This window comes from Butyrivibrio proteoclasticus P6B7 (assembly GCF_000622085.1).
Lineage (GTDB): Bacteria > Bacillota > Clostridia > Lachnospirales > Lachnospiraceae > Butyrivibrio > Butyrivibrio proteoclasticus_A.
In genome coordinates this window covers 131462-150785 of the sequence record NZ_JHWL01000010.1, presented here as the reverse complement: position 1 = coordinate 150785, position 19324 = coordinate 131462, and the positions used below count along the sequence as shown (strand labels likewise).

Here is a 19324-nt window from a genome sequence, read left to right as displayed (position 1 = left end):
CCTCTTCAAGACAGGCACGAGCAAAATCAACAACTTCCTGAGTAACCACCTCAGAGTCCCGATGATAAGGCTTCCGTTCATCAGGATGCGTATCGCCTCTGCAATACTTTTTAACGGTCTGCCGGGATATCCCCAGTGTTCTGGCGATGGACCGTATGGATTCGCCGTCATTATAACGGCTACGGATTTGGTAGTAGAGATCCATTTCGACTATCATCACCTTTCTCCCTTCATGATTTTTCATACACAAAAAATCATAAAGGACTTAACACAAGGTGGTAAACTTTTTCGCTAGCGAAATGGATGAAACTGGTCAACTTTTATAATAGCGTTTACATTACTTACGTAGGCGGAATAGTACTAGGTAAGAGAAAACAGTTTTTTTCTATTTTTGTAGTTCTTTTGTTTGTTCCACTTGTTGCATACAAAATTCTTGATTGGAATGGGACGGGGGTACTGCTTCCACTTGGAATTTCTTTTTTTACGTTGCAGGCATATACATATTTGCATGACGTACGTGACGGTAGTATTGAAGCAGAAAAATCACTGGTTACGGTTGCTCTTTTTGTAGCGTTTTTTCCAGCGGTTTCATCGGGCCCGATTCTAAGGGCAAGAACTCTTATTCCACAGTTAAAGGCATCAAAAGAGTTTGACTACGACAGGGTAACTGCCGGAATGAAGTTATACTGTTTTGGCTTGTTCAAGAAGCTGGTACTGGCCGACAATATGGCTGTGTACATACAAAACGTAAATACTGAGTTTGCCGGTGGGTATGTAAAGGGGCTGGCAGTTCTTTTGTCTGCAATGATGTACTCGCTGCAGCTCTATCTTGATTTCTCTGGATATTCAGACATTGTCATAGGAAGCGCAAGAATACTAGGCTTTGATATAGACAAAAATTTTGATCACCCATATCTGGCACGTACTATTTCAGAGTTTTGGAGGAGATGGCATATTTCACTAAGTAGCTGGCTTAGGGACTATGTGTATTTTCCACTTGGAGGAAGCAGAAAGGGCCAGGTAAGGACGTATCTGAACATTGTTATTGTGTTCCTGGTAAGTGGTTTGTGGCATGGAAATGGTTGGAATTTCATCGTATGGGGATTGATTCATGGAGTATTCCAATGCGCTGAGAGGATGCTTGGAACTATTACCCGTGGTAAATATAAGGGCAGCAGGGTCCTTACATTCATAATGGCTACGTTTGCATGGATGTTCTTTTCGGCTGCCAGTGTAGGTGACGCACTTGGAAAGCTTATTTCTTTTGGCAGAATTCCGGGAGAGCTGGCGGACGTGTTTGGTGGTGCGGCTTCTTTGAGCGCAGCTTCTTTGAATGCAGCTTTCCTTATTCCTGAAGGCTTTAGTTTTGTACTACTGCTGGCAGGCCTGATTGTTTTTGGAATAATAAGTCTGATAACTTATAAACGCGATGGTATAGAGCTGGTAAAAAAGATACCGGCATTTCCAAGATGGTTACTCTACAATCTACTGATATTAAGCATACTGTTTTTTGCTGCATCTGAACCTGTAAGTTTTATCTACAATAAGTTTTGACAGAGGCTATATGAAAAAACTATTAAAAAGACTACCGCTTCTAATAATACCAGTTTTGATATATGTTCTTGTTGTATATGTGAATGATATCTTCAATGTTTTTCACTATGACAATATCAGACAGACTTCAGCAAGCGGCAATGAAAACTATATAAAGACCAGGTATGTTATCGAGAATCCTGATAAGTTTAATGCATTTATTTTGGGCTCATCGAGAGTTGCAAATCTTCCAAAAGATGGCCTGCCATCTGAGTTAAATGGCGATATGCTTTCCTGGTATAACATGACATATCCTATGGGATGTCCCAAGGACAATCTGGAGACGATAAAGACGTTCCTGAAAAACGGAGTTGATGTGAAGTACGTGGTTATGGGGATAGATGAGATTTCCATGTATCGCAAATATGAAGAAAATGCAGGAGATCTTATATACAAACAGTATCAGGAGTATGAGGCATCTCCAATAAGATTTTTTTATTCCTATCTCAAGGTCAAGCCAGATTTCAAGGTCCTTAAGGAGTCTTTGTCACAAACTACGAGCAATAGAGAAGAAACGAGGCTCTTTTACGATTATGGCGTAGAAATGCCCAATCTTGATGTTAAGTGCCCTGAGAAAGATGCAGAAATGGTTGGATCTCTGGGATGTGGATATTATGGCGGAAGTGAGAGCATTGATGCTATAAAAGAACTGGTGATATTGTGCCAGGAAAATGGCATAGAGCTTAAGATATTCACCTCACCTGTGCTTGAGTCTACGTACAGAGAGGCCGTATCCAAGGGATACTTGGATTTTCTTAGTGATGTGGCAGGTGTGACAGATTTTTACAACTTCTCGGGATTAAATGAATATACTACAGATATGAGGTTCTATTTTGATGCATCACACTACAAGCCATATGTAGGGTTGCAGATAGAGAAGTGCCTTTTTGATAGTAAAAAAGAAAGCGATGTTGCGGTTTTCGGAGCATATATAACTGAATCAAATGTGAATGAATTGATAGCGAGATTAGAAGATGAGTGTAAGTAGTACACTAGTTGCCGTTTACAATGAGCTCTTGCAGAAAAATACATGTATTAACGTTTGCGTATAAACACTGTATAATTAATATAATCGGCAGTTAGAACTAAGCCATTATTAATGCCCACACTTCCAACTGCCCCAAATTAACAAAACAACACCATTTCGTCTTTCGCTTATTGCGAGAAAGGAGCCACACATGTTTGAACAGGTTAAGTTAACTTATGAAGCAAATGGTCTTGAGCCGGTTATTGATCAGCTGACCATTGAAACTCACTATGGCAAGCACCATGCAGCTTATACCAAGATGTTCAATGAGCTTGCACAGAAGGCTGGTGTGGCGGATAAGAGTGCAGAAGAGATTTTAGGAAGTCTTGATAGCATTTCTGATGAGACTCTTCGCAAAGGTCTTCGCAATCAGGGCGGCGGATATTATAACCATAATCTTTATTTTGAGTGCTTCTCAAATTCACCTAAGAAAGCACCTGAGGGAAAGCTTCTTGAGGCTATTAACAGAGATCTTGGCGGACTTGATGCCTGCATTGCAGAGCTTTCAGCTAAGGCTACCGGTCAGTTTGGATCAGGCTGGTCATTCCTTTCAGTAGATAAGAGTGGCAAGCTCTATATCAGTGCTTCTCCTAATCAGGACAATCCAATCAGCGAAGGAACAGGAAGAACTCCTATCCTTGCTTTGGATGTTTGGGAGCACGCATATTACCTTAAGTACAAGAACCTTCGCGCTGACTATGTTAAGGCATTCTGGGATATCCTTGACTGGGCTAAGGTTGAAGAGAAGTACGAGAAGGCGCTATAAGAACTGTATAAAAAGCAAAAACTGTGACTGCCAATATCCTAAATGTAAAGAAGTAATGAGCGTGTGAGTGATTTGCAAACACAAAGAACCACACCAAAGGCATCACCATAAACGTAATTCCGAGCACTGTATTATTGATGCAGTGCTCTTTGTTTGACGCTTACGTTCTCTCAGCTCTTTTTTGCGCAAAATAATTTGGGAATATCGACCGCTACAAGTCAAAATTTGATACAATAGAATGCATGATGAGGGTGAGAATGAAGTATATTAAAAAATTAAGCATATTATTGGCTTTTGTGTTTTTGATTACAGGATGTAGTTTTTCTAGCGATAAAAATCCAGAAAATCAAGAATCAAGGTATATTACCGAAGAAAGTGACATTCAATTTGCTGAGGATGTACATTTCATAAGTGCTCCGAAGATGATGTCTAATGATTTGGGGATTAGCTCTTTTGATGCGTCATACACCATGGTGGTTAAGAATGCCAGTGCAGGTTTTGTTCTTGGTGATTCACAGGGTGAGTACGGGGATCTTATCATTTGTGAGATTGGTAATAGTGATGAATTCTCAGAGCTAAAGATTAAACTATACTCAAATGGTTGTCTTGAGGAAACAGTCTCACCCAAGGCTCTTTCAGAAGAAATAGAAGCCGATGAAGAAAAGGTGATGTTTCATGGAGAGCATGATGCTGATGGATATTATAAGATAAATCTAAGAATAAGCGATGGCATATTAGTTGTATCTGTAAATGGAAATCTACTCTCAGAATATGCTATACCTTCTTTTTCTCTAGGAACAGTAGGAGTTTATAAGGGCAGGGGAACTTCTACTGCACTTGTTGATGATATATGTGTTACTTGTGATGGTGAGATCATATTTAGTGATAACTTTGATGGCTCTTTTACCAACAAGTTACATAAATATGATTATGCAAATGAGCCTACAAGTGCCTTTTCTCCATATTATTTCAAAACAAAAGAATACAACGGAAGTAGTGCGATGGTTCTTGCATCCGGTTTTTTCTTGTCAGAACCTGTAGCGGATGCTGCTCCCATGTTTAAGCTTGATTTTAAGGCTGATCCCCACAATACGACCAATGCTAAGATTACCATGACTAGCCTAGGTTGCATGGACATCTATCTGAATGGAATTAAGGTTACAGAAAATTTCTTTGAGCCGGGACAACCTGCATATAGCAAGTATTTAAACTATGTAAGCTACGATGTGACAGATCTTTTAAAAGAGGATAATACGGTCACGGTAGTATTATTCCATGGATTTTATGACAGAGGAGTTGGAAATCCCGATTCCAGGAGCCCATGGGGAGATACTATTGCAATAAAAGGAATGATTGAATTATCTGAAGGGAAAAGTGATAAAAGTAGCACCAGAGTGATTCCAACAGATTCAAATTGGAAAGTAGCTACAAATACCAGATATAGATACGATGATATCTATAATGGGGAGATTATTGATGATAGATATAGTCCGTCAGATGCTGATTATGTGGATGTTGAGGTAGATAAGGTCAGTGAATCATATCTTTACAGTGACGTAGCACCTCTTGGGGATAGCAGCGTGAAGGCTGTGAACATATGCAGTTTTACAAGCGTATCAGAACCAGAAAAGGGCCATTTTGTTTATGATTTTGGAACCAATAGTACGGGTACTGCGCTTCTTGATCTTTCAAAAATAACTGAAGAGGTTCAGCAGGGAAAGGTTATAACCTTAAGATATGGTGAAACACTAAACTCAGAAGGCATGACCAATGCTGACGGAGAGGTTGGTACTATCTTTACACAGAATCTCTTAACTGCCAGAGCAACTGATTACTATGTGTTTGGTTCTGACAATAATAAAGAGATATCTTTTGATCATACTTATCACGGATTTAGATATGTTGAAGTGATAGGATTGGATACTGCGCTTGCGGAAGATGCGTTTAGAAAGATTGAACTTTCAGTATTTGATGATCAAAGCATTACAGGTACATTTAGTAGTTCTGATGAATTGATAAACGCATACTACAATTGCTCTGTGAACAGTCTAAGATCTAATTCTATGTGTGTTCCAGTGGATTGTAATCAAAGAGACGAAAGGCTTGGATGGGCAGGAGATGCTCAGATCGTGTCTGGCTTTTCTATGTATCAGTTTGATGGTAGACAGTACTATGAACAATACCTGAAGGCGCTCAGGGCAATGCAAAATAGTGATGGATCAATTCCAGATGTGGGCGCTTATAAAGACTCTTTTGGTGGTCATAGCTGTTGGGGAGACGCAATAACAGTTATCGCTTGGAATCATTATCTGCATTATGCTGATAAAAAGATATTGGAAGATAATTACGACGCGATGGTAGCATGGGTAGACTATCTTATAGCGTTAGAGAATCCAGAAGATAATCTCATTTACACAGGTGGTTATGGAGATCATTTGGCAATCCAGACAACCGATAAAACTCTATTAGATTCAGCCTGGACCTATCATTCTCTTGATATCGTCACAAAAGTAGCTGAAATACTTGGGGACGATAGTGCGTATCAGACTTATGAACTTGAAAAAGAAAAGATAAAAAGATCATGGCAAGAAAAATATATACGGGAAGACTATTCTGTAGAAGCCGGAATCCTGTATTCCGAATACGAATCTGAAACAGCTTATGCTCTCGGGATTTCTTTTGATCTTATTCCTGATGAAATAAAGGAGATGGCAGCAGCAAGGATTACCATTCTTGCTGATTATAACGGATATGTTTATGGACCGGGATATGCAGGAATGGAGTACTTGCTTCCTGTGCTTGCTGAATATGGTTATACAGATACAGCTATCAGAATTCTTACCAATACAGAATCTGGAGGTCTTTGCAATCCGCTTTCTATGGGGTTGACATCTCTGCCTGAAGAAATAATCGCGTTTAGAATTAATGAGGATGGGACTTATTTTCTGTCGGGCTCATTAAACCATGCGGCTTTTTCATCAGTAAGTGAATTCTTTTATAAAAATCTGTTGGGAATACAAGCAGATGAAGAAGCGCCTGGATTTGAACATTTTTATTTGAGGCCGTGTATATATGAGAATGGAAGCGTTTCAGGAAGTTATAAATGTGAATACGGTGTCATCAGTGTTTCATGGGATGCTGTTTCTAAAGAATTTAAATGCAGCGTTCCGGAAGGGGGTACATGTACACTTACATTGCCTAACGGAGATGTAAAAGAGCTTTCATCTGGAGATTATGAGTTTAACTGGTAGAAACGATTATAATGTCAAAGTTAGAACTTGACGGTTTATGTGATGCCGTCGGATTTTTAGGCATTTACGTATGTTTTTAAGGAATCATATGTTGTTTCATTTATGTTGTGATTGACTGTGTTGTATGAGGGGCACGCATGGTTAAGGATTCACGAGACAATCTACAAAGGGCGGCATATTACTATGTGGCGCTGCTTTTCTCTTTTTATCCACTTATCTTTTCTCCGATACAGGGGTACTATGCCATGGGGAATTTCAAGTTCAGGGCATGGGCTGTGATGACGGCGGTGCTGGTGGGGTATCTGCTGGTGTGCGCTGTGAAGACTGGTAGTGTGAATTCTGTTGCCAAGCTGTTTGTTGGTAAATCTGGTTCGCGTTTATATGCCGTTTCTGGCGTGTTTCTGATTCTTGCCACTATTTCTTTTATCTTGACTCCATATAAGTTGGTGGCTCTTGTTGGAATGCCTGGGTGGTTTACGGGGCTGCTATTTCAGTATGGGCTGATATTGGTGTTATTCATTGTTGGTGCGTATGTCAGGATGGACCGGAGACTCATGTGGATAATCATGGGCTCTGCCATGGTGGTGTTTGCTCTGGGAATTCTGCATAGGTTCTATATTGATCCAATTGGGATTATGCGGTCGCTGTCTCCAGAGGAATATGTGAGGTTCTTGTCGACTATTGGACAGGCTACGTGGTATTCGTCGTATCTGTGCGTGGTGTTCCCGGTGGGATTGTATGGGTTTGTCACTGAGGCTGGGCCCTCGATTGCTGAGCGGATCTGCGCAGGGGCGTTTCTGACTTTGAGTGCTGGGACGCTGGTAACTCAGAATAGTGATAGTGCCTATCTTGGAATTGGCGTGGCTGTGCTGGCGTTTCTGATCTGGGCTGTTTGCAAGGGCAGAAAATATCTGATGAGAATGGGCGTGGCTATTGTGATTATGGCTGCGGCTGTTGCTTTGATGGGTGTGGTGGAGAGACTGGCAGGAGCTGGAGTGTCTAGTAGTTTGGATGATACCGCCAGATGGTTATCAATGGTGCCGATAGATGAGTTATCTCTCCGAATCGCGCAGGGAATATTACCAGTTCTTGGGATTTGTTTTGGGGTGGTGATAGTTCTTTTAACATGGAATGAGAAGGTGTACGGGAGAGTTGGAAGGTCGCTGGTGGTGGCTGGAATGGTGGCGTTCGTGGCTGGGGCAGGATATGCGCTGGCGCGGGTGATTGCCGGGGCGGCGAAAGATGTGTATTTCGTGGCTGGCAGAGACTGGGGAAATGGGCGAGGGCTGATATGGCTTCGGACCATGGAGATGTTCAGGGATTTGCCGGTGGTTAACAAGTTGTTCGGAGTTGGGCATGGGTGCTTTAATGAGTATATCAGCGGGTACACGGATTTGGTGCTGGGGAATGCGCACAATGAGTGGCTTACGATGATGGTGGAAGTTGGAATTGTCGGTGGAGTGGCGTATATGGGGGTATTTGTGGCGGCGGTTGTGATGGCGGTCAGAATGATTCGATGTGAGAGTAGATATGTACTTGGAGCTTGCGGTGAGAGTGAGACCAGAGCTGGTAGTGTTCACGTTGGAATTATAGTCTTGGCAGCAGTCTTGGCATACGTGGTCCACAACTTCTTTAATTACCAGCAATGCATCGCGGCACCTATGATCATGGCTATTATGGGAATGGGTTTGAATGAGTATTGTTCGTCAAAATGAACGGAATGTAACGAGAAAAGAATTATTGCAAGCCAAATGTTTGTTCGATATAATTATCTTCGGGTGCTGCCATAACGGTAGGCGGTTGGTCCTTTGCCGGAGTATTCCGAGAACTTCCAAGCTGATGTGGAGGTGATCATGTGGGAAATTTTGGGGAAGGCTTGCATGAGATAGATGCTTGAATTGATAATCAGCATCGCGAGTATTGTGGTATCGACAGTCAGTATAGTCGTTACGATAATCGATATTTGCGTTACACTTAGTTCCAGACATCAAAAATGACCGCCACCCATACCCAGTGCGTTGCGGTCAAGTTTGATTTGTAACCATTGTTAGGGCTAACCGTCTATCGGTAGCACCTTTTAATATTATAATAGCATTATTTTTTGGAAATACAAGGACTTACAGGGCTAAACGTTGTATAATTATATTTACAACGGGATTGCGAATGCACTGTTGCGATTTCTTTTAACATAACTAATAATTCATAGTTCTTTTCGCACTATGTCTGCGAGGAAAGGAGCCACAGATGTTTGAACAGGTTAAGTTGTCTTATGAGGCTAATGGGCTGGAGCCGGTGATTGATCAGCTGACGATCGAGACTCATTATGGCAAGCATCATGCTGCGTACACCAAGATGTTTAATGAGCTGGCCGAGAAAGCAGGTGTGGCGGACAAGAGTGCGGAAGAGATTTTGGGAAGTCTTGATTCTATTGCGGATGAGGCTCTGAGGAAGGGGCTGCGCAATCAGGGCGGCGGATATTACAATCACAATCTGTATTTTGAGTGCTTTTCAAATAGTCCTAAGAAGGCGCCTGAGGGTAAGCTTAAAGAGGCTATCGACAGGGATTTAGGCGGCCTGGAGGCGGTTATCTCTGAGATGAGTGCCAAGGCTGTGGGACAGTTTGGATCTGGGTGGTCTTTCCTTTCTGTGGATAAGTCGGGAAAGCTCTTTATAACTGCAAGTCCTAACCAGGACAATCCTATCAGTGAGGGAACAGGCAGGGTTCCGATCCTGGCGCTGGATGTTTGGGAGCATGCGTACTATCTGAAGTACAAGAATCTGAGGGCTGATTATGTGAAGGCTTTCTGGGATATTCTTGACTGGGCGAAGGTTGAGGAGAAGTACGAGAAGGCGATTGGATGAAGCCCGTTACAAATTTAAATGTGTAGATATGAGCAGGGACCTGTCTGGCGACAGGCCCCTGCTATTCAATTTGTTGTATAAAGCAATGCAAAAAAGATGTGAGAGTGGCAAATACTTTAATAATTTCAATTGCTAAAAAATCTCTAAAATACATTGTTTTCCTAGTCTTTCTATGCTAATATACTTATACGAAGTAGTGCTAGAAACTACTGGGGCTGGTCGCAAGACCCGGGTCCAACGATACGGTGTGGGTGTCCCACACCATTTTTTTGCAATGGAGATTGTATGAAAGAGTTAAGCATTTTTATCGATGAATCGGGTGACTTCGGTGAATATAACCGCATTTCCCCTTTTTATATTGTCACAATGGTATTTCATGAACAGTCATCACATATCACTGCCTGCTTAGAATCACTGGAACAGGAATTATCATACTTGGGATATCCGCAACACTGTTTACATGCAGGTCCAATTGTCAGAATGGAAGACGAATTCAAGAATGAGGATATTGTTGTTAGAAGAAAACTACTGATGAAAATCATGGGATTTATCAGAAAAACCAAGATAAAGCACAAGTCCTTTTTCATAGAGAAGCGCCATATTGAAGATATAACTGATGCAACAGGTAAGCTCTCAAAGCTTATTGGAACTTGGGTTAAAAACAATTATGATGCCCTACTTTCATACGATACAGTAAAGATTTATTATAAACATCGTGCGAGAAAACCCCTTCCGATGAAATCGGTTGTGGGATGAATCGCACTAGTTTTTCTTTTTGTATTTCCCCGTCTTAATGTATTTGCGTTTGTGTTCTTCTGTTCGTTGCTCTTCAATGTATTCCTTAACAGTTTCAAGTGAAACACTTCCGGTAGTGGCACAAAAATAACTTGCACTCCAGAAGGGTGAATCTCCCCAGAGGTATTTCTCCACGTGTGTTCTATATGTATTTTTCACTTCTTTGGATAGCTGTGATTTTAATGAGTTGATGAGCTTCACAGGAGCAACATCAGGTGGCATGGAGATCAGAAGATGCATGTGATCGACATCTGTCTCTGCTGAAATGAGTTTGCTGTTCATGCGTCCACAGAGGTAAGCGGCGTAATTCATCATGAAATCACCGATCTCATCTGTGATCACTTTTTTCCTATACTTGGTTACAAAGATCACATGGTAAGTAAGTTTGTATACGGAATGTGAGCCTCTTCTGTACTCGTTCAGGATATCTGATTCCAGCATCGATTTCTGCATAAATTTACTCCTTATCCAAAGAGAACATTTGTTTGTGTTTTTCTGAAATGTGTGCTATAATACTAACTATAGAATACTGATAAGGAATTTACAACCGTGTACAGAACAAGGCAATACAGGATAAGCAACAACCACATACTCTATGACTATTGCAGGGATATCTGCAGATCATCAGCCATTCTGTACAACAGGGCAAATTTCATCTTAAGGCAGTATTCGTCATCAGTTGATTCAATGGCTGAGTTCAAGCCTCTTTTCCCAAATCAGATGATGGTTTACAGGCTCGTAAGAGATAGTCTTTTGGGGACTAAATATCTTGGTGACAGCAAGTGGCTCTCATATAATGCCCTTGATCATCTGCTAAAGGTTACAAGGGATAAGGCATACTATGCCCTTCCATCACAGGCTAATCAGCAGATATTGAAACTTCTTCTCAGGGACTATAAGTCATTCTTTGAGGCTGTAAAAGTATATGGCAGGAATCCTGTAGCTTTCACAGGACGCCCAAAGATGCCGGGATATATGTCACAGGGCTCATTCAAGACAGCTGTCCTGACTAATCAGATATGCAGGATCAAGGATGGGTATCTTAAGCTTCCCGGTACAAAGGATCAGCTGTCTCTTGGCCAGCTCTCGGAAGAAGTGTGCCTTAAGGAAGTACGTATAAAGCCCGGCGGAAACAGTTTTGTCCTGGATGTGGTCCTTTCGGTGCCTGATAAAGGGATAGTTCCTGCGGTTGATAAGGATATCCTCTCTGACCTTTCGGACGTATCAGATCTGAAGGGCTTGAGGGTAATGGCAATCGATCCGGGAACAGACAACATAGCTGCTGTAGCAAACACTTTTGGTGCAAGGCCATTTGTGATAAAGGGAGGGGTGATCAAATCAATCAACCAGCTTTACAACAAAGAGATGAAAAGACTTTCTTCTTGTGCCATGACATGTAACAAGAGGTACAGGACAAGAAAGATGAATGCTCTTACTGAAAAGAGGAACAGAAGGATAAAGGATCAGTTCCATAAGGTGAGCAGACAGCTTGCAGACTATGCAAGGGATAACCATGTAGATGTAGTAGTGATGGGTCATAATACATACCAGAAACAGAAAATAGGTATAGGACATGTCAATAACCAGAACTTTGTGCAGATACCAATGCTGATATTTGCAGACATGCTCAGATACAAACTTGCTGAATATGGTATAAGGTTTGTCCTCACAGAAGAAAGCTACACGTCAAAGGCAGACTTTCTTGCAAAAGACTATATCCCTGTGTATAAAAAGAACAGTTCAGGAAACTACTTTTTCTCAGGAAAGAGGATACAGAGAGGACTTTACAGGCACTACGATGGTACAATAACAAATGCAGACATAAATGGAGCTGCAAACATCTTAAGGAAAGTATTCCCAAAGGTAAGCCAATGGGATAGGGGCATAGTGGACATGCCCTGTTCTGCAGGATGCATAGAGCATCGTGCGGGGTCATGCCGCTCTGCGGCATAACAGAAACCCTTTCCGACGTGGAGTCGGTGAGGGTAGTTCATGAACATAAAAAAAGAAACGAGCGACCTTTTCCAGTCCGAAGACTTTACTCAGTAAAAAAACCATTTCTTGACTTTATAATAATTCCAATGGCGGTAGATGTCAATGTATTACTTTTTGATTATTGAGAACATGGTTGTGTGATCCAATGGTAGAAACAAAAAAGAAACGAGCAAGTCCTTTCAGGCCGAGGCCCTACCCAGTAATAAACCCATTTCTTGACTCAAGAATATATTGATTCGCGGAGTGTGTCAAGAGAATCCTCCCTCAAATTGCTTATTTACAGGGATTTGATATAATATAAGGTGATTAATTATGTGCATGCGAGGGAGTATGAGCGGAAAATACAGAACTTTACAAACATATATGCTGTGGTTCATAGACATGGTCTGCATTATCGCGACCTATGGCTTTGCCACTTGGCTTAGATACAATAATCGTAATGACTGGGGAGACAAGACGCAGCACTACATGGTGTGCGTAGTTTTCCTGCTTTTTTGTACTGTTTATTCTCTTATGGCCGACTGGAACAGGGATTTCCTGGTGCGCGGCTATATCATTGAATTCTTGTCGGTGGTTCGATTCGTGGCGGTTGTCATCATCGGCTCCATCTCGGTTGTTTATTTCCTGAAATGGGTCAACATCCTGTCCAGATACGTTATCGTCAACTACATTTGGATGGACGTTGTCCTTACCTACATTGTCAGGATTATTTTTAAAAAGATCTATCGCAGACATATTTCCAGCGATTCTAATGCGGTTCGTGTGGTGGTAGTGGCTGAGAGGGCGCTATTGGAGGAAACGGTAAAAAAGCTACAGAAGGCTGGGAAGTTCGTGGGGCTGAGGGTTGTGAGAGCCTACTGCGTTGACGGGCATGCAGGCGCTGGTGACACATGGGATATCGACGGTGTACACGTGCATTACGGAATCGAGAATCTCACAGAGCGCTTGATCACTGATCCTTTCGATGAGGTGTTCATCAATACGCCCAATATTCCTCAGAGGGAGATGGAGGACATCATCTGCGGGTTCGAGGAGATGGGCGTTACCACACACTACAATCTGGAGCTGCCGGATGTGGGCAAGGCTACCACAAGTGTGGATAACTACATGAATTACACGGTTATTACGTATTCCATGTTCCACTCAAGCTACAAGAGGCTGATTATCAAGAGGCTTGTAGATATCATCGGCGCAATTGTAGGTCTGGTGCTGACTGGGATTATTACGTTGTTCCTGGCGCCAGCGATTAAGCTGGATTCCAAGGGGCCGGTTTTCTTTTCACAGGTGAGGATTGGTAAGAACGGAAGGCGTTTCAAGATATACAAGTTCCGTTCTATGTATATCGACGCGGAGGAGAGGCTCAAGGATCTGCAGGGGCAGAACGAGATGAATGGCCTGATGTTCAAGATGGAGGACGATCCACGCGTTACGAAGGTGGGCAAGTTTATCAGGAAGACTAGTCTTGATGAGTTTCCGCAGTTCCTCAATGTTCTTAAGGGGGACATGAGTCTTGTGGGCACACGTCCGCCGACAGAAGCAGAGTTTAAGCAGTACAACGAGCATTATCGCCGTCGTTTGTCCATGACTCCAGGGCTTACTGGGCTTTGGCAGATCAGCGGCCGCAGTGATATCCAGGATTTCGATGAGGTGGTTAAGCTTGATCTTAAGTACATCGACAACTGGTCACTGACGGAGGATTTCAAGATTCTGCTGAGTACTGTGGGAGTTGTGCTGTTCGGAAAAGGGGCGAAGTGACGCGGGGTGACGTGCTGCGGATAAGAAATGATAGTAAGGAAGTAGTTATGTTAGAAAAGAATATTGATTTAAGTAATAAGAGAATATTGGTGACAGGAGCTGCAGGATTTATTGGATCTAATCTCTGTATGGAATTGATTAAGAGGTACAAGGACTGCAAGATTCTGGGCATTGACAACATGAATGATTACTACGATGTGGGAATCAAGAAGGATAGATTAACCCATCTCGTAAGCGATAACTTCGAGCTAATCGAGGGAAGTATCGCTGATAAGGCGTTGATTACTAAGATATTTGATGATTTCAAACCTGAAGTTGTAGTGAATTTGGCTGCTCAGGCGGGAGTTAGATATTCAATTGAGAATCCTGATGCCTACATTGAGTCTAATATTATTGGATTCTACAATATTCTTGAAGCGTGCAGGCATTCATATGATGAATGTGGTGGAGCAGATAATGGTGGTTGTGGATGTGCTGGCGATTCTGGTGATGGCCAGTACAAGGGCGTTCAGCACTTGGTATATGCTTCAAGTTCTAGTGTTTACGGCAGCAACAAGAAGATTCCATACAGTGTTGAGGACAAGGTAGATAACCCAGTTTCACTGTATGCGGCGACTAAGAAGTCCAATGAGCTGCTTGCACACTCATATTCCAAGCTCTATGGAATTCCAAGCACAGGTCTTCGCTTCTTTACAGTGTATGGACCAGCTGGAAGACCAGATATGGCCTACTTTGGATTTACTAACAAGCTTGTAAAGGGCGAGACAATTAAGATCTTTAACTATGGTAATTGCAAGCGTGACTTTACGTTTGTTGACGATATTGTTGAGGGTGTGATCGGCGTAATGCAGAAGGCACCTGATGAAAACGAGAATGGTGTTAAGTACAAGGTCTACAACATTGGTAACAATGATCCTGTGAATTTGCTGGATTTTGTGGATATTCTGCAGCAGGAGCTTATCAGAGCCAAGGTGCTGCCTGAGGATTACGATTTCGAGGCACACAAGGAGTTAGTTCCTATGCAGCCTGGAGATGTGGAGATCACATACGCTGATGTAACGGCGCTTCAGGAAGATTTTGGATTTAAACCTGACACACCGCTCAGGGACGGACTTAGAAAATTTGCCGAGTGGTACAAACAGTACTATGGATGAGCACATGAACGACAAATCAACTCTTCTCAAAAAAATGAATATCGGCCTGGTGGCGTTCTTTCTGTGCAGTGTGATTCCTATGGTAATTCTGGGGTTCTTCAACTGGCCGTCGGCGGATGACCTGTCAATGGCCTATGAGACTCATGTGAAGTTCCAGGAGTCAGGCAGTGTGCTGGCAGCGCTGGGTTATGCCATCTATATGGGCGGTTGGTACTACATGAACTGGATTGGCTATTTCTTTTCATCGGCCCTGACAGCCATGTGCCCAAGCATCTTCGGCGAAGGCTGGTACTGGCTCACAAGCCTTATCATGCTGACCATGCTGACTGCAGGCGTAATGGTGTTCTTCAAAGCACTGTTCGTGAAGGTTTACGGATTCAGTCTTGAGTTTGCCAAGGCGGTGGCTGTGATTGTGCTGCTGATCATGATCAACAGCATGCCAAATGGCGGCATAAGAGCGGAAGCTTTCTATTGGTACAGTGGTGCCATTAACTATATGTTCATGTTCGGGCTAGGTCTTTTGTGGCTTGGGGTGATCTTCAATCTGTTCACTGGAGCAGGGGACGAGTCTAAGAAGCCTAAGCGTATCGCACGCCTAGTTGCTGTGAGCCTTTTGGGATTTCTTCTTGGGGGAGCCAACTACATGACTGCGCTTTGTCTTGCAATCGTGTCGGTGGGCCTCATCATTGCTGGTGTTCATGATAGGACAAAAGAGCCAATTCTTTCCTTTAAGGTTAGGATTGAAGTCCTTTTCCCTGCTATCTGCAATATATTGGGACTGGTGGTATCCGCCGTGGCGCCTGGAAACAAGGTCCGTGGGGCCAGCGTAGACTCCATCAATCCGTTGGTTGCAATCTTCAGATCCGTGTATCACGTATTTGACCTGTGCATCAACGAATGGGTGAGATGGGAAGTGTTGATATTGCTGCTTTTCATAGCACTTATAAGCGCAAGATTCTCATCAGGACTTAAGGTGAGATTTAGACACCCATTCTTGTTCAGTCTGTTTGTGCTTTTGATGTCTGCGGCAAACATTACACCACCGTTATATGCTACAGGCAATTTTGAAGCAGGCCGCATGGAAGCTATTATTTACGTGCAGTTCATTTTGTTGTCAGCTCTTTTGGTACATTACATCACCATTTGGATCTGCCAGACCATCCGAAAGGGCAGAGCTACGGCTGTTGACAAGGATGCAAGAAATCAGATCTTTGTATTCATGGCTAACTCGCTGCTGGGAATGCTGTTCATCGGAATGCTGCTGTCGGTTTACGTGAATCCACGGTACTTGACCGGCACATCTGCGTTGTATTCGCTCACAAGCGGAGAGGCAGCAACCTACAAAGCTGAGAACGTGGAGCGCCTGGAGGTCCTTGAGGACGACAGCATCAAGGATGCGGAGCTTAAGCAGCACACTGCGCAGCCGGAACTTCTCTTCTACACTGACATTACCAGGGATCCGGAAGAGTGGGTTAACAAAGCAACGGCAACATATTATAATAAAGAGTCTGTGAAACTTGTTTCGGACTGAAAGGGGCAATATGGACGTATCAAATTGCAAATACAAAGTTTTGGAATTTAAGGAATTTGGCGATGAAAGGGGCAATCTAGTGGTTGCGGAAGGTTCCGGATTCGACGTTCCTTTCGATATTAGAAGGGTCTTTTACATGTATGGCTCAGACCCAGATATCAAGAGGGGTAACCACGCCAACAGGTACACAAAGTTCGTGCTGATCAATGTTAGTGGCAGCAGCAAGGTGCTGGTGGACGACGGCAAGACCAAGGAGGTTGTGGTTCTGGACAAACCTAGAATGGGACTGTATCTGGCGCCTATGGTGTGGAAGGAGATGTACGATTTCTCACCTGATTCAGTTCTTTTGGTGCTGGCAAGTGAGCACTATATTGATGGCGAGTACATCAGGGACTATGATGAGTTCATTAAGGAAATCAATCAGAACGGCTGAACAATTGCAGTTCGGCGGCGAAATAGATTATAAGATAAGGGAAAATCATGAGTAAAATTTCAATTGTTGTGCCAGTGTACTGGAATTCAGACACGCTGGAGCTTTTGTACGAGGATATGAAGGAGAAGGTCCTGCCTAAGCTGGACGATTACGAGATTGTCTTTGTGGACGACGGTTCAGGGGACAATTCCTGGGAGATTATCAATAAGATAGCGGCTCAGGATCCACACGTTGTGGCAACCAAGTTGTCCAGGAACTTCGGCGAGCACGCTGCGATTCTGGCTGGTCTTTCTGTTTGCACCGGCGACTGCGCAGTGACTAAGCAGGCGGATCTTCAGGAGGATTCTACGCTGATTCTGGAGATGTACGAGAGCTGGAAGCGAGGAAACAAGGTGGTTCTGGCCATCCGTGAGTCCCGCGACGAGAATCCAATCACCAAGTTCTTTGCAGGCTGCTACTACTTCCTGGTGCGCAAGACCATCAACAAGGACATGCCACAGGGCGGCTGCGACTGCTACCTTGTAGATCGTAAGGCCATCGAGGTTCTCAAGATGATGGATGAAAAGAACTCCTCCCTGACCCTGCAGGTTATGTGGGTGGGCTTCAAGACAGAGAAGATCTACTTCCACCGCAAGGACCGCGAGGTGGGCAAGGGCAGATGGACACTGGGCAAGAAGGTTAAGCTTGTTGTGGATTCAATGATGAGCTTTTCATATTTCCCAATCAGGTGCATGGCTACACTTGGCTCAATTTTCTCACTTATGTCTTTGGTTGGAATCATCCTGACTATCAGGGAAAAGGTGTTGAACCCAGAGGCGCACGTGGGTTATGCGTCAATTATGACAGTGCTGTTATTTGGATTTGGAGCTCTTTTCATAATGTTATCAATGCTGGGTGAGTACATCTGGAGAGCACTTGAGGAATCAAGAAATCGCCCGCCATTTATCATTGATGAAGTGCACAGAGCTGAGGATAAAGAGGAGAAGTAATTATGGAAAAGATAATGCAGGGCCGCATGGACCGCGGTTTTGAGAGATATCAGAAGGAATACGAGGACAAGGCAATCGCGGTTCTTCGCTCAGGATGGTACATTCTGGGAAAAGAGGTTGAGGCCTTCGAGGAAGAGTTTGCTAAGTACGTTGGCACCAAGTACAGCGTTGGTCTTGCCAGCGGTCTTGATGCGCTGTGGCTTGCTTTCAAGGTTCTTGGAATCGGCAAGGGTGACGAGGTCATCGTTCAGGGCAACACATACATCGCCAGCGTAATGGGAATCACCATCAACGACGCAACTCCAGTGTTCGTGGAGCCTGATGAGTACTACCAGATCGACGCTGACAAGATTGAAGAGAAAATAAATGATAAGACCAAGGCTATTCTTGTGGTTCACCTCTATGGTCAGACCGCCAACATGGCTAAGATTCAGGAAATCTGCAAGAAGCACAACTTAAAGCTTGTTGAGGACTGCGCTCAGTCTCATGGTTCTTTATTCAATGGCCAGATGTCTGGAAGCTTTGGTGATATCGGATGTTTCTCATTCTATCCATCAAAGAACATGGGTGCTTACGGTGATGCAGGCGCTATCACAACTAACGATCCAGAGCTTGCGCGCCTTATGAAGATTTACCGTAACTACGGTAGCGAGAAACGTTACTACAACATGGTTGTGGGCGCTAACTCAAGACTTGATGAGCTCCAGGCTGGACTCCTTCGAGTTAAGCTCACTCACATGGAGGACATCACTAAGGAGAGAGAGCAGCTGGGCGCTTACTATGCTGAGCACATCAACAATCCTCTTGTTATCAAGCCTTCCGTTCGCGACGGCGCTACAAGCGTTTGGCACCAGTACGTTCTTAGAGTTCCAACTGAGGGAGGTGCTAAAGATAGTGTAACTACTGGCGGCGAGCCTAACACACGTGATAAGTTCAAGACTTATCTTGAGGAAAACGGCGTGATGACTCTGATCCACTACCCAATTCCTCCACACCTTTCAGAGGCCTATGAGTACCTTGGCCACAAGAAGGGCGCACTTCCTATTACAGAGAGCTACGCAAATGAAGTAATCTCTCTTCCTATCTACACTGGCATGACCAAGGAAGAGCAGGATCGTGTAATTGAATGTGTGAATGCATTTAGAATCTGATTTCTATCAAGAACAGGAGGCC

The 19324-nt window shown here is 43.4% G+C and carries 16 protein-coding genes; 14 read left to right on the top strand and 2 right to left on the bottom strand.

Annotation, left to right across the window (positions count from 1 at the left end; genetic code table 11):
* The coding region (locus T541_RS21115) for a helix-turn-helix domain-containing protein (protein ID WP_197025158.1) at positions 1 to 217 on the bottom strand (217 nt) is incomplete at its 3' end.
* A gap of 86 nt (positions 218 to 303) precedes the next feature.
* On the opposite strand from T541_RS21115, the gene T541_RS19270 reads away from it, so the two are divergent.
* From T541_RS19270 to T541_RS20700, 7 genes are all read left to right on the top strand, one after another.
* Positions 304 to 1554, top strand: coding sequence for an MBOAT family O-acyltransferase (locus tag T541_RS19270; RefSeq protein WP_051538173.1), 1251 nt, complete (start codon positions 304 to 306; stop codon positions 1552 to 1554).
* Between the two features lie 10 nt (positions 1555 to 1564).
* A complete protein-coding gene (locus tag T541_RS0108990) occupies positions 1565 to 2581 on the top strand; it encodes a hypothetical protein (RefSeq protein ID WP_155839487.1) in 1017 nt (338 codons plus the stop codon).
* A gap of 190 nt (positions 2582 to 2771) precedes the next feature.
* A complete protein-coding gene (locus T541_RS0108985; protein WP_026652414.1) occupies positions 2772 to 3386 on the top strand; it encodes a superoxide dismutase in 615 nt (204 codons plus the stop codon).
* A gap of 257 nt (positions 3387 to 3643) precedes the next feature.
* A complete protein-coding gene (locus tag T541_RS0108980) occupies positions 3644 to 6637 on the top strand; it encodes a family 78 glycoside hydrolase catalytic domain (protein ID WP_026652412.1) in 2994 nt (997 codons plus the stop codon).
* 137 nt (positions 6638 to 6774) lie between these two features.
* On the top strand, positions 6775 to 8352 hold the full coding sequence (locus T541_RS0108975; RefSeq protein ID WP_026652411.1) for an O-antigen ligase family protein: 1578 nt from the start codon (positions 6775 to 6777) through the stop codon (positions 8350 to 8352).
* 529 nt (positions 8353 to 8881) lie between these two features.
* Entirely contained in the window at positions 8882 to 9499 is a 618-nt protein-coding gene (locus T541_RS0108970; protein WP_026652410.1) for a superoxide dismutase, read from the top strand.
* A gap of 285 nt (positions 9500 to 9784) precedes the next feature.
* The gene (locus tag T541_RS20700; protein WP_051538172.1) at positions 9785 to 10255 is read left to right on the top strand and encodes a DUF3800 domain-containing protein; all 471 of its coding nucleotides are present in this window, start codon (positions 9785 to 9787) and stop codon (positions 10253 to 10255) included.
* Between the two features lie 6 nt (positions 10256 to 10261).
* Here the strand turns inward: T541_RS20700 and tnpA are convergent, their stop codons facing one another.
* A complete protein-coding gene (gene tnpA / locus T541_RS19260; RefSeq protein WP_051538171.1) occupies positions 10262 to 10747 on the bottom strand; it encodes an IS200/IS605 family transposase in 486 nt (161 codons plus the stop codon).
* A gap of 96 nt (positions 10748 to 10843) precedes the next feature.
* On the opposite strand from tnpA, the gene T541_RS0108955 reads away from it, so the two are divergent.
* The 7 genes from T541_RS0108955 (at position 10844) to T541_RS0108925 (ending at position 19302) form a co-directional block, all read left to right on the top strand.
* On the top strand, positions 10844 to 12247 hold the full coding sequence (locus T541_RS0108955; RefSeq protein WP_026652409.1) for an RNA-guided endonuclease InsQ/TnpB family protein: 1404 nt from the start codon (positions 10844 to 10846) through the stop codon (positions 12245 to 12247).
* A 372-nt stretch (positions 12248 to 12619) separates the two neighbouring features.
* Positions 12620 to 14044, top strand: coding sequence for a sugar transferase (locus T541_RS0108950; RefSeq protein WP_026652408.1), 1425 nt, complete (start codon positions 12620 to 12622; stop codon positions 14042 to 14044).
* Positions 14045 to 14091: 47 nt separating this feature from the next.
* The gene (locus T541_RS0108945; RefSeq protein WP_026652407.1) at positions 14092 to 15198 is read left to right on the top strand and encodes an NAD-dependent epimerase/dehydratase family protein; all 1107 of its coding nucleotides are present in this window, start codon (positions 14092 to 14094) and stop codon (positions 15196 to 15198) included.
* A 4-nt stretch (positions 15199 to 15202) separates the two neighbouring features.
* Positions 15203 to 16729 carry a DUF6056 family protein gene (locus T541_RS0108940; RefSeq protein WP_026652406.1) on the top strand — a complete coding sequence of 509 codons (1527 nt, stop codon included), beginning with the start codon at positions 15203 to 15205 and terminating at the stop codon, positions 16727 to 16729.
* 10 nt (positions 16730 to 16739) lie between these two features.
* Positions 16740 to 17162: a sugar 3,4-ketoisomerase gene (locus T541_RS0108935; RefSeq protein ID WP_026652404.1), complete on the top strand. Its 423-nt coding sequence runs from the start codon at positions 16740 to 16742 to the stop codon at positions 17160 to 17162.
* Positions 17163 to 17209: 47 nt separating this feature from the next.
* A complete protein-coding gene (locus T541_RS0108930; RefSeq protein WP_026652403.1) occupies positions 17210 to 18151 on the top strand; it encodes a glycosyltransferase family 2 protein in 942 nt (313 codons plus the stop codon).
* Between the two features lie 2 nt (positions 18152 to 18153).
* Entirely contained in the window at positions 18154 to 19302 is a 1149-nt protein-coding gene (locus T541_RS0108925) for a DegT/DnrJ/EryC1/StrS family aminotransferase (protein WP_026652402.1), read from the top strand.
* Positions 19303 to 19324: the final 22 nt, after the last annotated feature.